Origin of the sequence: Brevibacterium sp. HMSC24B04 (assembly GCF_001806835.1) — a bacterium.
Taxonomy (GTDB): Bacteria; Actinomycetota; Actinomycetes; order Actinomycetales; family Brevibacteriaceae; genus Brevibacterium; species Brevibacterium ravenspurgense.
Genome location: NZ_KV786098.1, coordinates 35,964 through 49,304, shown reverse-complemented (window position 1 = coordinate 49,304; position 13,341 = coordinate 35,964). Strand labels below are relative to the sequence as shown.

Below are 13,341 nucleotides of genomic sequence, written 5' to 3'. Positions count from 1 at the left end.
AGGACGGGAGCGTGGCCCGCGGCGCGCTCATTTCCAAACCCCGAGCACAGTGATATCAGATCATTCCGACGGCACCAGAACACTGCGCGGCATTTCGCCGTATTTGGCTGGCGTTGCAATACCGAATGCCAGAATGTCGCTTACGTTCAAAATAGGTTCGACTGTGTTCTTCAACCAGCCACTGCGGATTCCTGAACGGTCGGCGACCTCGTCCAATGCCACGAGAACTTTGTAAATCGAGCTATCAGAGAACTGGCGGTACGATTTCTTTATTTGGCGCACCCTCTTGGGTTGCATGCCAGGCACGTCGAGAACAGAGTGATTCCACAGCCTCGCACCGTGTGCAATCCGATTGCGCAGATATACAAACGACCGTACTTGGCCTGGCAGAAATCGGCGTGAACCGCTTACCGAGGCAGCTATGGCGTCCAACACGCCTGATTCACCTGAAGCTGCGATCAACCGAGAGAGGCCCCCGAAAGACAGAGCTTCAACAGCAACCCAAATCGGCATGCGCTCGTAGGCTTGCGGAAGATAGCTTGTGCCTTGCTTAATTTCGTCGCGGTAATGGGCGACAAATGCTTCTTTGCTCTGGTCAAGGTTCTGCAGCGCATACTCTTCTGCTCGAGGTGCACCGGGATTTGGCGGCTGCGTAAATCCGACACCCCTGACAAAGGCTCCAGCATTGCCGACAAGGTCTCCGTACGCGTAGGCGAATCTTGTACGAAACAGCACCTCAAGCGGACGCAGCAAGTCCGCACAAGCTGTCATGAGTTGCTGCTCGGCTTCATACAGAGCACAAACAGTCGTGAAGGCGGTTCCATCAATAAAACGGTTGTCACCGTGTTGGGGTTCTCTCTGCCAGTACCGAAAGTAGCCAGAAAACCTGTAGTAGTTCACTCGCGACAGGAAGCTTGCTGCCGCTGCTCGATCATCGATCTTCATGCCGCGCCGACTGAGGAGCTCTACCTGGTCTGTGTAGCTAAGCCACTCCTTGGGCACCATTGCCTCCCAGAAAAAGGCCCCGACCATTTGTGCATTGCCCTGGGGGCTAGAGGCCTGGTCGGGGATCTATCGATCACTATTCTACACCGCGCGTTACCCAAGTAAAGACTGGGCCATCCCAGTAGCCCCAGGCAGGATCGACCCCGTACATCGTGGTGCTGAGCTTGGCGATTGTCCTGTTCTCGATCTTCCCCGAGATCGTCACGTAGCTGCCCGAAGTCCTCTATAAGGACTAAGCCACCCACGGTCTAGCTGAACAAAGAAAACAGCTGCCCATTGGTTCGTTCCAATGGGCAGCTGTTTTCTTTGAGTTGCATGCACCGAGTCAGGAAAACCGCTTATGACAGAACCTGGTGCCGGTTAAGAAAACCGGCGATTTCAGCAATGCTGCCTCGATTTTTCACGACTGTGATTTCAACAAACTCAGCTGCGATCTTCTGATCAGCCACGATCGAAACATCGTTCAATTGAAGGAACACAATTGCGCTCAGCCATGCGCATCGCTTGTTGCCGTCTACGAAAGGGTGCCCTTGAGCCAGTCCTCGCATCAGCGCGGCAGCTTTTTCAATCAGCGACTCGTAGTACTCCTGGCCGCCGAATCCGCCTTTTGGCGCTTCGACCGCTGACTCAAGGATGCCCCTGTCTCTTACCCCTGAGCGTTCTTCGGAGTCGTGGATGCGAATCACGTCCTCCACGCCAAGGTAAACGATGGTCATCTGTTAGCAAGGATGTCCAGCGTTTCGCGCCAGTCGACCCGAGCCTGATTCAAAAGCCTGTCGACATCCGACGCTCTCGCATCCACAGCGTAAGCCCCAGGTTTGCGGGGTCCCTCACCGCGAAGCGACTGCTCAGTGTACTCGCGCGTGATGGCAGATTCCGAAATAATGCGGCCTTTGGCGTGGCCGCCGTCGGGACCTTCATAAGCCTCAGCCCACGGCCTCTCACTGTGAGTCATTGCGGTGAGCTCTTTCGCAGACAGGCTGCCGTAGTGCCGCAGAACAGCGTCGGTAACTTCTTTCGCTCGCTTTGGCACTGCATCTGCATTCGCAGATGTTCCGTCAAAATGGAAAAACGCGTTGGGTTCAACAGGGCCGTACTGCCATGCCCTGAAGTCTTCCGGAAACAGTTTGCGACCGTCCCACACCAGCGACCACGCCTGTGCGTAATAGAGAAGCTTCAGAGCTTTTGTCTTTGCTACATCCGGCAACTGGGACTTGATGTAATTAAGGACATCGATCGAATTGGTCATCAGCAACTCACCACCTTCACAAGGTTGCCTACTTTTTCCACGGCCATGATCAGTCAGATGCACGAACCGATCGGCGGAGGATTGGGCTTCTATTTTACACTTCGTCAGATCGTGGGACGGTATGACTCAGGGATCAACAAGACACCATGACAATAAAGGGGCATCCCAGGAAAACCCGGAACGCCCCCTTCACTCCTCACGAGCCACCTACCGGGCTCACTCTCCCGCGGATTCGCTCCTCACGGCATCACGCAGGCGGTGCTTGAGGATTTTGCCCGACGGATTGCGCGGAATGTCCCTGTACAGCACTTTCCTGGGCAGTTTGAACTTTGCGAGAGTCTGCGCTGCGTGTTCACGAATCGACTCCAGCGTGGGCGGGTTCTCCGGATCAGCCGGCACGATCACCGCAACAACCGTCTCCCCGTACACCTCGTACAGATCACCCACAACAGCCACGTCCAGAACACCGGGGTGACCAGAGACAGCATTCTCCACCTCGGCGGAATATATGTTCTTCCCACCGGAGATGATCATGTCCTTCATCCGGTCGACCAGCGTCATGAACCCATCAGATTCACGTTTTGCCAGGTCACCGGTGTGCAGCCAACCGTCCCGGATGGTCTTCGCGGTCTCTTCGGGCTTGTTCCAGTAGCCCTTCATCATCGATTCGGACTTAAGGATCATTTCGCCGACCTCACCTTCGGCAACATCATTGCCCTCGGGGTCGACAATCCGGTACACACCATTCGGGTTGGCGCCGCGACCAGAAGCCCACGGGCGCTCCAAGATCTCCTCTTGCGCCTGACGAGAACCACACCGGTTCCGATCAGTGCGAGCGCCAGGGCGACAGCTGCACCGATTTCAACACCGGTACGAGGCAACGGCAACTGCGGCTCTTCAGGCGCGGGCGGCGTCGGCGTAGGTGTTGTTTCCGGAGTGGGTTCCGGCGTCGGCTCCGGCGTCGGTTCCGGAGTGGGCTCAGGTGTTGGTGGTGGGATCTGCGTGTTCGTGATGGTGAATCCATCCTTCGCATTGCCGGTCACCGTCGAAGTGAAGCCGTCCATGCTCAGCTCTTCAACCGAGTACTGAACCTCAATCTGTGTGCCGTCAACGGTCTTCGTCTTCGGCAGGCCCTTGAAGGCGTGCTTCCAGGCGTTGTCGGCATTCAGCTCAACCGGGTCACCCCCAGGTCTCGACTTACCATCGACAGTCTTCACCAGCTGCACCTTCGCTGGCACGGTCCACTCAGCATCCAGCTCGGAACCATCAGCAGCCTTCCACACCTTCTCGACAGGCACTTCAGTCGTGGCAGGCGGGTTCTCAGTGTTGGTGATGGTGAAGCCCTTCTCAGCATCACCAGACACCTCGGACGTAAAGCCCTCAACACTCAGCTCTTCAACCGAGTACGCAATCTTTGTGCGCTTACCGTCACTGATCTTGTACTGCGGAAGGTCCTTGAACGTGTGCTTCCACTCGTTCTCGGCATTCAGCTTGAGCTACAACCAGCAAAGGAGCACACCGAATGCATGTCATGACCCGATACTTAGACACCCGCAAGGCCGCGATCGCCGCCCTGCAAGATTACCCACTCATGGAACACGCCGCAGGAGACACCAGCCACGTGGCAGATCAGCTTCGGGAGGATCTCGTCCACCCAGCCTCGCCTAGGTTGGATGGCCTGCCGCGCTATGTGAATCCGCACGGTAACGAAAACAGGATTGCTGCGACCTTAGACAAGATCGACCTGCTCGCCGAACGCCAACGCCAAGCCCGCGAATACCTCGACTGGTTCCTCCCCGCCTGGGGTTTGCTGTCGGAGGATAACAGGTTTGTGCTCGAGGCTTTCTTCCTCGGCGACGGTCCACAAGAAGACGCCGTCAACCTGGTGTGCGACCACTTCTACGTCGAACGCTCCACCGCGCACCAGAAGAAGTCACGGGCGCTGGGGCGGTTGGCGACGGCATTGTATGGGCCGAGTGGACTGTGAACCCACCCGCCAAAAGGTGTCGGCAAACGCGGATGACTTGCCCCAAACCAGCCCGTAACGTAGTAAGCGGTTGACAACTAGGCCAAGACCCCCAGACGCTCGGTAGCCCGTCTGGGGGTCTTGCCGTATTCGTGGGAGGTGGGTGTGGTACCGAGGAAACCGAAACGCCCCTGCTCCCAACCCGGCTGCCCAGAACTCACCGACCACCGCTTCTGCCCGGCTCACGCTCGTGCAGAAGACGAGCGGTACCGGACGTATCAGCGTGACCCTGCGATCAACAAGCGCTACGACCACCGCCGGCGCAAAATCCGCAACGCCTACATCCAAGCCCACCCGTTGTGCGAACAGTGCCAGACTCAGGGGCGTGTGACGCCAGCCCAAGAGGTTGACCACATCGTCCCGCTCGAAGATGGTGGCACGCATGATGAGGCGAACCTGCAAGCCTTGTGTAAGCCGTGTCATTCGTCCAAGACTGCGCGTGGTAACGACAGGTGGAGATACCGACGGCATGTGTATAAGAAATAATATGAGTAAGTTTGAACTGGGAAAGTATCACTGTTTTTACGGCGATGGCATGGGAGCGGGAGTAGCTGACTCCATTCGCTCTTTATTCCAATAATCACTCTGTTCAACAGGCGCTTGCGTTGATGTTGGAGAGTCCTGCACTGGAGTAGCTTGCCGTGAATAAAAGGCAAGAAAAACTATCCCGATCACAAGGCAGATAATAAATATTGCGACCGATATAGGCAACCAACGCCTCTTTGTCAGGCTCATTTAATACCTTGGAAAAGATTTTTTACCGCGTCATCGAAAGGTGTAGAAATCAGTAACTTACTTCCTGAAGTTGTACGGCGAGATGTTACACCGAAAACATGTCCCAGATTCGCATCGATTCTTGTTCGTAGCCAGGGGCCTCCACTTGCTCCACCGGTCATGTCGCAGGGCATTATCATGTCGCTGGACCAGAAACGCCACTTCTTGGTATTCCCATCACAGTAGTAAGGAGTTGTGCCATCGTAGGGTTTTTCTGCAGGCCAACCCCATATTCTCACTCCAGTTTGATTGTGTCCATAGTTATAAGCAAGTCCATTGCCACCGGCTTCCAGGCCACTCGAACAAGCCCTTCCCAGCTTTCCACATACCAGCTCTCAATGGGGGCCATAACACAGTTATGTCTCACGTGACTTACTCGGCCAAGGTTCATGAAGAACAACATGCAAGCAGGCCCGAGGACGTGCACTGACGGACCTGAGTCGCTGTGCCCCCTTGAGCCCCCACCTCACAAGCGGAACTGGAAGACGCCTGATCGGCTGAATCTCCACCTCGTACGTGGGTGATGTGTCCTGGAGCCCAGGACGCATCGCCCACTTTGCTTTTGGGATACTCTCGACCCGCTTAACCCTCAAGCCTCACAAAGCCCCCTCTTTCGTAACAATCGCGGGGCACTATCCGGCAAACTACGTCACCTGGTTCATGAAAAAGGACCCTGCCATGGCGAAATTGGGTCTGAAACTTCCCGCGCCGATCAAAGTGCTCATCATCGGCTTCATCATGATGCTGGCCTTGCGATCATCACCGGAGCCTTCTGGCTTCTGTGCGAGCTGATCACCCTTATCTACGCAACCCTGCGGACTCGTCGCGGACCAACCACCCCGCCAACCGTCAGCTCAGCTGAGGTCACTGATCGACGGCAAACGCGACGGATAATCGTCGCTGAAGCTGGAGAACTCCAACCAGCCGATAAACCCGCCACTCACAAACAAGTTCGCCTGCCATGGCGTACCGTTGACGTCCATTACTAAGACAACGTGTTGCTCGGTTGAAGCACGGTAGTCATCACCATGATCAGCCTTGCCCTTGCGGTTCTGATATGCGAAATCAAGGCACGGGCAATTGTCCAACTCGCACCCGGACTCAACCATCAGGCAGTCAACCTGCTGGGTTAGTTTTGCCCGGTCAATGTCCGCCGCGGTGTCGACCCACCCATGCTCACACATGTGCCGGACGAAGCCGGTTTCCTCTTGCGTCAGCGCACGCACCGGCCCACCACCTTCGGTCTCTTGGAGACTAATCCGCCGTTGATAACAGCGAGCACCTCGGCCAGGTTTTCAACCTCATCAACCGACAAATAGTCGTACGTACCGCGGTCAACGACACACAATGATTTCAGTTTGTCGTCGAGATCAGTAAGCGCTGCGACCATGGCACAGATCATATTCGCTCAAGGTGCTGACTCGGCACACTCTGGCCACACAGAAACCAAGCCCGGCAAGGCAAACGACCCTGCAACCACCCGATGACGGATTCCGACGCAGTTTCGCCTTTTCCATGGCCGCCTTCTGGTCCGCCACACCAGCGAAGGGGCATCCCAGGAAGACCCGGAACGCTCCTTCACTCCTCACGAGCCACCTACCGGGATCACTCCCCCGCGGACTCGCTCCTCACGGCATCACGCAGGCGGTGCTTGAGGATCTTGCCCGACGGGTTGCGCGGAATGTCCCTGTACAGCACCTTCCTGGGCAGTTTGAACTTCGAGAGCGTCTGCGCTGCGTGCTCACGAATCGATTCCAGCGTGGGCGGGTTCTCCGGATCAGCCGGCACGATCACCGCAACAACCGTCTCCCCGTACACCTCGTACAGATCACCCACAACAGCCACGTCCAGAACACCGGGGTGACCAGAGACAGCATTCTCCACCTCGGCGGAATATATGTTCTTCCCACCGGAGATGATCATGTCCTTCATCCGGTCGACCAGCGTCATGAACCCATCAGATTCACGTTTTGCCAGGTCACCGGTGTGCAGCCAACCATCCCGGATGGTCTTCGCGGTCTCTTCCGGTTTGTTCCAGTAGCCCTTCATCATCGATTCGGACTGGAGGATCATTTCGCCGACCTCACCTTCGGCAACATCATTACCCTCGGGGTCGACAATCCGATACACGCCATTCGGGTTGGCGCCACGGCCAGAAGCCCACGGGCGCTCCAAGATCTCCTCGTGCGTAAGCACCGCCCCACCGGGACCACCCTCAGTCAGGCCCGTACCCTGGGTCAGCCGAGCATTCGGGAACGCATCAATAACCCTGGTGACCAGCGAACCCGGCATGGGAGCCGCCCCGTAGAAGATCCGCTGCATCGACGAAACATCAATGCTTTCCACATTCGGCACCCGCAGCATGAGCGCCAACATGGTCGGCACAGCAAACGTGAACGTGCACTTGTGCTTCTCAATTGCGTTAAGCGCATCCTGCGGATCGAACGTCGGGCGGATGACGATCGCGCCAGCGGCCAGAACCGTGGGGAACAGAACGTTCGTCAACGGCGCCGAGTGGTACATCGGCGCAATCATCAGCACCCGCTCACCCTCATGCAGACCCGTGCTCAAACCCAGCGACATACCGGCCCAAATGGCCGCGTGATGATCCAGGACCGCTCCCTTGGGATTACCCGTAGTTCCCGAGGTGTAAAGGATCAGCGCGTTATCGCTCTCCTCCACCGCTGTGCCCAGGTTGGTGTCATCGGCTGCCGCACTCAGGGCGAGCGCGTCTGTGAACCGGTCAGCACCCGGGGTCGAGGGGTCGATAGGGCCGAGGCTCAGGCCGATGGGGGCTTCGGGGGCGGGGGTCTCTTCTTCCCCGCCGCCGAGGTGGTTGAAGGCATCCGCTGATGGCTTGGCAAGTGCCGGGTGGGCAACAAAAGCTTTCGCACCGGAATCGCGCAAGAAGTACGCCAGTTCCGGCCCGGTGGACTGGGGGTTGGCCGGGGACAGAACAGCCCCGAGCTTGAACACCGCATAGGCGGCAACCACGAAGTACGGGCTGTTGATGCTGTTGAGAACCACGCGGTCACCCTTGCCCACACCGTGATCGGCCAGCACTCGGGCGAACTGATTGGCCGCCGCGTTCAGCTGCGGATAGGACATGGTGAGCTCGTCGCTGATGAGCGCTGTGGCTTCAGGCCGGCGCTGTGCTGTGCGTTCAAGAATGGTGGACAAGTGGGCCATGGGTGATCCTTTCGCTTCTTTGAGATGGTCATCCCGACCTACGGGGGCTCTCCTTTAAACCCCTGTTGTTCTCCAAGTGTATTGGTTATTATCCATTTGGAGAAGAGTTAGGACCGGGGCTTCGGAAACAGCCGAAACCACTGGCCCGAAAACGGCCTCACAACAGGCCCCAACACGAGAGGACACACATGGCTGACGTGACACACGGCGATATGTCCTCAAAAGCACGCATCCGCACAGCCGCGCTCAAACTGTTCGCAGCACATGGCCACCACGCCGTGTCACTGCGCCAGATCGCCGAAGCCACCCCGATTGCCCACGGCTCAGTCGTTCACCATTTCGGCAGCAAAGCCGGGCTCATCCGAGCAATCGAAGACGACATCCTCGCCCGCCTGAGGGAAGCCCTCGACGACCTCCCACCAGACATCAGCACCGCCGAGGAACTGCGCCGCATCCGCGACGCCAACGTCGGCCGTCTGCTGGAAGCCAACCCCGAGATCGTCGACTACACCCGGCGCATCCTGCTGGCCCCGGGAGCGGATGCCGAGGGCGCCTCGGGCCTGGCCCACCGGATAACCGAACTCACCCGCGACGTGATCCGGGGTGCCCGCAGTGCCGGCTTTTCCACCTCGACTGGGCCCGAAGCAGTCCAAGTAGCCGAACTCCTGGTGCGCTACCTAGGCCGGCTCTTCCTGGCGCCCATGCTCGACCACATATGGGACGGCCTCGAAGACTCAGACGGATTGCCCCCGCGCAGCACCACTGACCTTGCCGTCCGCGTCACCTACACAAGCGACACAACCGAACCCCACACAAAGGAGACACCATGATCCTCGATGACTACCGCGGAACCTGGGAAGACGAAGACACCAGCGAACTGCGGAAGCTGACCCGCGAATTCATCGCCAACGAAATCACACCCCACCAGGAACGCTTTGCGCAGCAGCACCGCGTTGACCGCGACGTGTGGCGCAAAGCCGGACAGGCCGGCCTGCTGTGCATCTCCGTGCCCGAAGAATACGGCGGCGGAGGCGGCGACTTCCGCCACGAAGCGGTTGTACTCCACGAACAGGGACTCGCCTTCGACGACGCGTGGGGCTACTCCGTGCACTCGTCCATCTGCGCGCACTACATCCTCGAATACGGCACCGAAGAACAGAAAAAAGCCTGGCTGCCGAAACTGGCCTCCGGCGAATACGTCGCCGCAATCGCCATGACCGAACCCGGCACCGGATCCGACCTCCAGTCCATCCGCACAAAGGCCGTGCGCGACGGCGACGAATGGGTCATCAACGGTTCCAAGACCTTCATCACCAACGGCACCCACTGCGACATCGTGATCATCGTGGCCCGCACCTCGGATGAACCCGGCGCAAAGGGAATCTCGCTTATCGTTGCCGAGGTCGGCGGCGAAGACGTTGTTGGGGAATCCGGAACGTGGGCGCCCGGGTTTGAGCGCGGCCGTGTGCTCGACAAAATGGGCATGCGCGGACAGGACACACGCGAACTGTTCTTCACCGACATGCGGGTGCCGGTCGGCAACGTACTTGGCGGCGAAGCCGGCGAAGGCAAGGGCTTCTACCAGCTGATGAACCAGCTGCCGCAGGAACGCCTGGCCATTGCCGTCGGCGGTGCCGGAGTTGCCGAAGCCGCAGTGCGCGCGGGTATTTCTTATGCCAAGGACCGTGAAGCGTTCGGAGTGCCGATCGTGAAATTCCAGAACACCAAATTCGTTCTGGCCGAAGCATCCACCGAAGCACTGGCCGTACGCACGTTCGTTGACCACGCCATTGCCGAACACACCGCTGGCAAGCTTTCCACCGAAAAGGCCTCAGCCGCTAAATACTGGGCAACCGACATGCAGAACACCATCGTCGACAAAATCCTGCAGGTCTTCGGCGGCTACGGCTTCATGAACGAATACCCCATCGCGAGGGCCTACGCATCGTCGCGCGTACAGAAGATCTACGGCGGCACAAACGAAATCATGAAGGAACTCATCGGCCGAGGGCTGTGAGTTTCCAACGTCGGGGTGGCCGGCGGGTGGTGAGTGCGGCCGGGTGGTGAGGCCCGGCCGGGTGGCGAGGCTCGGCCCGCCACCCGACCCGGCGCCTCGTGAGTTTGGCGCGCGAACCGGCCCGGCGCCTCGTGAGTTCGGAACTGAAAATCAGCCCACCGGCTGCGGCGCTGTGCCGCCGCCCCAAGAGCGGTCCGACAGTGCCTCGCGCCCGTGCGGTTCCCTCCACACCGAAGTGTCCGGACCCAACGGCACAATGCCGGTCGGGTTTACCGACTTCTGCACGATGTAGTAGTGATCTTTGATCTGCTGGAAGTCAATCGTGTCACCAAAACCGGGCATCTGATACAGGTCGCGAGCATACGCCCACAGCGCCGGGAAGTCGCGCAGCTGCTGACGGTTGCACTTGAAGTGCGAGTAGTACACAACGTCAAACCGCGCGAGCGTCGTAAACAGACGAACATCCGCCTCGGTAATCGCGTCACCCATCAGGAAACGCTGGCCTGTCAGGCGCTCCTCAAGCCGGTCCAAAGCCGTGAACAGGCGCTCGAAGGCGTCGTCATAAGCCTCCTGCGATCCCGCGAAACCACAGCGGTACACACCGTTGTTGACCTCGGTGAACACCCAGTGCATCAGCTGGTCCATCTCATCCCGCAGCGCTTCAGGGTACAGATCCGGCGCACCTTCACGGTGGAACGCGGTCCATTCCGTCGAGAAATCCAAGGTGATCTGATTGAAGTCGTTCGTGACCACCTGGCCGCTTTCCACCTCGACAATTGCGGGAACAGTGATCCCCCGCGGATAGTCGGGGAAGCGCGCAAAGTAGGCCTGCTGCAGCCGCTCGATGCCGAGCACCGGGTCGACGCCGCCCTCGTCCAGGTCGAAAGTCCAGGAACGCTCATCGTGCGTCGGTCCAGCCAACGCCAGCGAAATCGCGTCTTCCAAACCCAGCAGCCTGCGCACAATCAGCGTGCGATTCGCCCACGGACACGCCTTCGCCGCCGCCAGACGGTACCGTCCGGCCTCGACGGGCCACAGAATCTGGCCGTCGTGCTTTTTCGGCGTATTGGCCGGGTCGGCCACAATGCGGTCGTCGATGTAGCGCATGTCGCGCTCGAACGCCTTGCCCTTGGACACGTAAACGCCCGGCTTCGAGTGTTCTGGGTGCAGTTTTTCACGGTCAGTCATGTTTCGATTGTCACATTTGGAGCTTGAAGTTTCAATCAGTAGCGGGGGGTTTTGGTTGCCACTTGCGGCCTTTGCCTACTCAACCAGGCTTAGCCATGCGGCCACATCAAAGCGGCGAAGGCCGGCAACGGACGACATGTGCCGCACCGCGTTCTCGATCTTGCTTCGCCACACCGCAATCGCCTCGTCTGCCCGGCCTTTGCGCACCGCCGCCAGAATCGCGGCATTGTCCGAGCGGATCTTCGCCGCCGCAGGCGCGTAATCCACTCGCAGAATCGCAATCAACAACCGCAGCCTCTGCCCCAGCGAATCGAAAACATCCGCCGTGTGCTCTAAACCCGACGCCTCCGCAAGCCCCTGCTGAAACTGCAAATCCAGCCGATCCACCGACCGCGGCCCCAAGGAATCATCCGCCTCGAGCCGCGACAGGGCGCGGTCCGCAATGTGCAGGGATCCCCGAGCCTGCTCCGCACGAGGTGCCGCCCGACTCTCGCTCAGCTCGCTTGAGGTGCGCCGGCTGGGGGTGAGCTGGCCGGCTGCAGCTTGGCGCGAAACCCTACCCGCCGAGGCGCCCCGCAACACCACGACACCCACCGCATACCGCGCGGCATACAGGTCAAGCACACTTTCACCGGACACAACCGGCAGCCGGAACACATTGCCCGCTCGCTCAAGCACACCGCTGGTCTGCAGCTCGCTCAACCCGCGCACAATCTCCCTCTGCGCCACCCCCATCCGAGCAGCCAAATGCCTCACCGACACCTGATCACCGGCATGCAGATCGCGTTCGCGGATGTCAGCTTCGAGCTCCGCGACGAAGGTTCGCCGCCATACCGTGTCACCGACCTCGCGCCACGGATGCAGGAAGGGGCGTCGAGTATCGGCCTGGTTGTTGTCCAGCTTTTGGATGTCCGGGTGTTGGCCGCCCGAGCTGTTCGCCCCGTCCACCGAAGCTGAATTACTTGAGCTGTCTGCCGTGTTTGCTGCATCAAGAGAATCAGCAACACCAGAAAGTGAGTCAAAAGTAGATGGAATTTGGAGCGCCTCAACGGGCCTCCTCCAGAAGAACGTGTTGACGTCCGCGGAAACCGCATCGGCCAAGAATTCCAGAACATCGAAAGGAACGCCGTCCGCAGCGGGGACACTTTCACGGCCGGGTGAACCTGCCAGCCCCACCCCACTGCCCACGTGGGTGAGGAGTCCAGCGACCGCTCCGGCGAAAGCGTCGAAGTCATGGAACTCGCGCACGCGGACTGGGCTGTCCGGCGTGACGTTGTGGATGCTGAACACATCCCTATCCGCCCACTGCCGCAAAGCGCCCAAAAACGCCCAGCCGCGACGACGCTTGCTCGTTGAACCCCACTGAGGACGCAAGGCAACCCCGGAAGCGCCAGCCGCATCAACAGAAGACGCAGAATCCATGGCCCCCGGACTCGCTTTGGGGAAACCGACCTCGCGGGCATCGGGGGTGGCACCCTCCCCCGCCCTGAATATAAGCGTCAGGCGGCTGTCTTCCACCCGGATTTCGTCAATGAGCACCCAGGCTGGCAACTGGCTCGCGCGCGGGCCAGCCTCGCCACCAGCCGCATCGCCTTCCAACCACCGGCAGGCGCGTGAAACGAGGGTCTGGGAAACGCCCAGCTCTTCGGCCAACCCGCGAGTCCCGTAGGGCTGCCCCACAACATCTCGCCCAGCCAAAGCCAAAGCTCGTGCCACCGCTCGGTTCGCGCGCGACTGCTTTTCCGGCCGACCCATCCGCGCCCGCTGGGCGGCTTGCCCGCGCTCCACACCTGCCACGACACCTCCCAGTCGAAGCCTGACCCACAAAGACTGCCCCACTCGGGCACCACCGAGTTTTGACTCAGATTATCGCCCGTTGTGCGCTGATGTCAG

The 13,341-nt window shown here is 59.4% G+C and carries 15 protein-coding genes; 5 read left to right on the top strand and 10 right to left on the bottom strand.

Going from position 1 to position 13,341, the window contains the following annotated elements:
- Nucleotides 1–60: 60 nt before the first annotated feature.
- The 5 genes from HMPREF3092_RS08125 to HMPREF3092_RS08105 all read right to left on the bottom strand — a co-directional run bounded on the left by HMPREF3092_RS08125 (nucleotide 61) and on the right by HMPREF3092_RS08105 (nucleotide 3,744).
- Complete coding sequence (locus HMPREF3092_RS08125) at nucleotides 61–945, bottom strand: Abi family protein (RefSeq protein WP_218079022.1); 885 nt, start codon at nucleotides 943–945, stop codon at nucleotides 61–63.
- Between the two features lie 398 nt (nucleotides 946–1,343).
- Nucleotides 1,344–1,721: a type II toxin-antitoxin system death-on-curing family toxin gene (locus HMPREF3092_RS08120; protein WP_061943189.1), complete on the bottom strand. Its 378-nt coding sequence runs from the start codon at nucleotides 1,719–1,721 to the stop codon at nucleotides 1,344–1,346.
- Nucleotides 1,718–2,254 (bottom strand): Panacea domain-containing protein, encoded by a 537-nt coding sequence (locus tag HMPREF3092_RS08115; RefSeq protein ID WP_070424525.1) that lies wholly within the window; start codon nucleotides 2,252–2,254, stop codon nucleotides 1,718–1,720. The genes HMPREF3092_RS08120 and HMPREF3092_RS08115 overlap by 4 nt, the downstream gene beginning before the upstream one ends.
- Before the next feature lie 216 nt (nucleotides 2,255–2,470).
- A complete protein-coding gene (locus HMPREF3092_RS08110) occupies nucleotides 2,471–3,040 on the bottom strand; it encodes a class I adenylate-forming enzyme family protein (RefSeq protein ID WP_256174412.1) in 570 nt (189 codons plus the stop codon).
- Nucleotides 2,935–3,744, bottom strand: coding sequence for a Cna B-type domain-containing protein (locus tag HMPREF3092_RS08105; RefSeq protein WP_083274332.1), 810 nt, complete (start codon nucleotides 3,742–3,744; stop codon nucleotides 2,935–2,937). Before HMPREF3092_RS08105 ends, HMPREF3092_RS08110 begins: the two co-directional genes overlap by 106 nt.
- 32 nt (nucleotides 3,745–3,776) lie before the next feature.
- On the opposite strand from HMPREF3092_RS08105, the gene HMPREF3092_RS08100 reads away from it, so the two are divergent.
- From HMPREF3092_RS08100 to HMPREF3092_RS08095, 3 genes are all read left to right on the top strand, one after another.
- A complete protein-coding gene (locus HMPREF3092_RS08100; protein ID WP_070424522.1) occupies nucleotides 3,777–4,241 on the top strand; it encodes a hypothetical protein in 465 nt (154 codons plus the stop codon).
- 144 nt (nucleotides 4,242–4,385) lie between these two features.
- On the top strand, nucleotides 4,386–4,766 hold the full coding sequence (locus tag HMPREF3092_RS11020; protein WP_082704938.1) for an HNH endonuclease: 381 nt from the start codon (nucleotides 4,386–4,388) through the stop codon (nucleotides 4,764–4,766).
- Nucleotides 4,767–5,570: 804 nt separating this feature from the next.
- Nucleotides 5,571–5,846, top strand: coding sequence for a hypothetical protein (locus HMPREF3092_RS08095; RefSeq protein WP_070424521.1), 276 nt, complete (start codon nucleotides 5,571–5,573; stop codon nucleotides 5,844–5,846).
- A gap of 62 nt (nucleotides 5,847–5,908) precedes the next feature.
- On the opposite strand, the gene HMPREF3092_RS08090 is transcribed toward HMPREF3092_RS08095, so the two are convergent.
- From HMPREF3092_RS08090 to HMPREF3092_RS08080, 3 genes are all read right to left on the bottom strand, one after another.
- Complete coding sequence (locus tag HMPREF3092_RS08090) at nucleotides 5,909–6,280, bottom strand: hypothetical protein (RefSeq protein ID WP_070424520.1); 372 nt, start codon at nucleotides 6,278–6,280, stop codon at nucleotides 5,909–5,911.
- On the bottom strand, nucleotides 6,268–6,444 hold the full coding sequence (locus HMPREF3092_RS11355; protein ID WP_176745713.1) for a hypothetical protein: 177 nt from the start codon (nucleotides 6,442–6,444) through the stop codon (nucleotides 6,268–6,270). Before HMPREF3092_RS11355 ends, HMPREF3092_RS08090 begins: the two co-directional genes overlap by 13 nt.
- Before the next feature lie 215 nt (nucleotides 6,445–6,659).
- Nucleotides 6,660–8,243, bottom strand: a complete 1,584-nt coding sequence (locus HMPREF3092_RS08080; RefSeq protein ID WP_070424518.1) for a class I adenylate-forming enzyme family protein — start codon at nucleotides 8,241–8,243, stop codon at nucleotides 6,660–6,662.
- Nucleotides 8,244–8,431: 188 nt separating this feature from the next.
- Here HMPREF3092_RS08080 and HMPREF3092_RS08075 point away from each other — a divergent pair, with 188 nt between their 5' ends.
- The gene (locus HMPREF3092_RS08075) at nucleotides 8,432–9,073 is read left to right on the top strand and encodes a TetR/AcrR family transcriptional regulator (RefSeq protein ID WP_070424517.1); all 642 of its coding nucleotides are present in this window, start codon (nucleotides 8,432–8,434) and stop codon (nucleotides 9,071–9,073) included.
- A complete protein-coding gene (locus HMPREF3092_RS08070) occupies nucleotides 9,070–10,260 on the top strand; it encodes an acyl-CoA dehydrogenase family protein (protein ID WP_070424516.1) in 1,191 nt (396 codons plus the stop codon). The genes HMPREF3092_RS08075 and HMPREF3092_RS08070 overlap by 4 nt, the downstream gene beginning before the upstream one ends.
- A 150-nt stretch (nucleotides 10,261–10,410) precedes the next feature.
- Here HMPREF3092_RS08070 and HMPREF3092_RS08065 read toward each other — a convergent pair whose 3' ends face one another.
- Both HMPREF3092_RS08065 and HMPREF3092_RS08060 read right to left on the bottom strand, forming a co-directional pair.
- Nucleotides 10,411–11,448: a glutathione S-transferase family protein gene (locus HMPREF3092_RS08065; RefSeq protein WP_070424515.1), complete on the bottom strand. Its 1,038-nt coding sequence runs from the start codon at nucleotides 11,446–11,448 to the stop codon at nucleotides 10,411–10,413.
- Between the two features lie 75 nt (nucleotides 11,449–11,523).
- Nucleotides 11,524–13,245 (bottom strand): GntR family transcriptional regulator, encoded by a 1,722-nt coding sequence (locus HMPREF3092_RS08060; RefSeq protein ID WP_070424514.1) that lies wholly within the window; start codon nucleotides 13,243–13,245, stop codon nucleotides 11,524–11,526.
- Between the last annotated feature and the right edge of the window lie 96 nt (nucleotides 13,246–13,341).

Bases quoted from the DNA above. Each gene is read 5' to 3' on its own strand.
- HMPREF3092_RS08065 (WP_070424515.1), bottom strand. From the start codon at position 11,448: ATGACTGACCGTGAAAAACTGCACCCAGAACACTCGAAGCCGGGCGTT.
- HMPREF3092_RS08115 (WP_070424525.1), bottom strand. From the start codon at position 2,254: ATGACCAATTCGATCGATGTCCTTAATTACATCAAGTCCCAGTTGCCG.
- HMPREF3092_RS08100 (WP_070424522.1), top strand. From the start codon at position 3,777: ATGCATGTCATGACCCGATACTTAGACACCCGCAAGGCCGCGATCGCC.
- HMPREF3092_RS08125 (WP_218079022.1), bottom strand. From the start codon at position 945: ATGAAGATCGATGATCGAGCAGCGGCAGCAAGCTTCCTGTCGCGAGTG.
- HMPREF3092_RS08120 (WP_061943189.1), bottom strand. From the start codon at position 1,721: ATGACCATCGTTTACCTTGGCGTGGAGGACGTGATTCGCATCCACGAC.
- HMPREF3092_RS08080 (WP_070424518.1), bottom strand. From the start codon at position 8,243: ATGGCCCACTTGTCCACCATTCTTGAACGCACAGCACAGCGCCGGCCT.
- HMPREF3092_RS08070 (WP_070424516.1), top strand. From the start codon at position 9,070: ATGATCCTCGATGACTACCGCGGAACCTGGGAAGACGAAGACACCAGC.
- HMPREF3092_RS08075 (WP_070424517.1), top strand. From the start codon at position 8,432: ATGGCTGACGTGACACACGGCGATATGTCCTCAAAAGCACGCATCCGC.
- HMPREF3092_RS11355 (WP_176745713.1), bottom strand. From the start codon at position 6,444: ATGGTCGCAGCGCTTACTGATCTCGACGACAAACTGAAATCATTGTGT.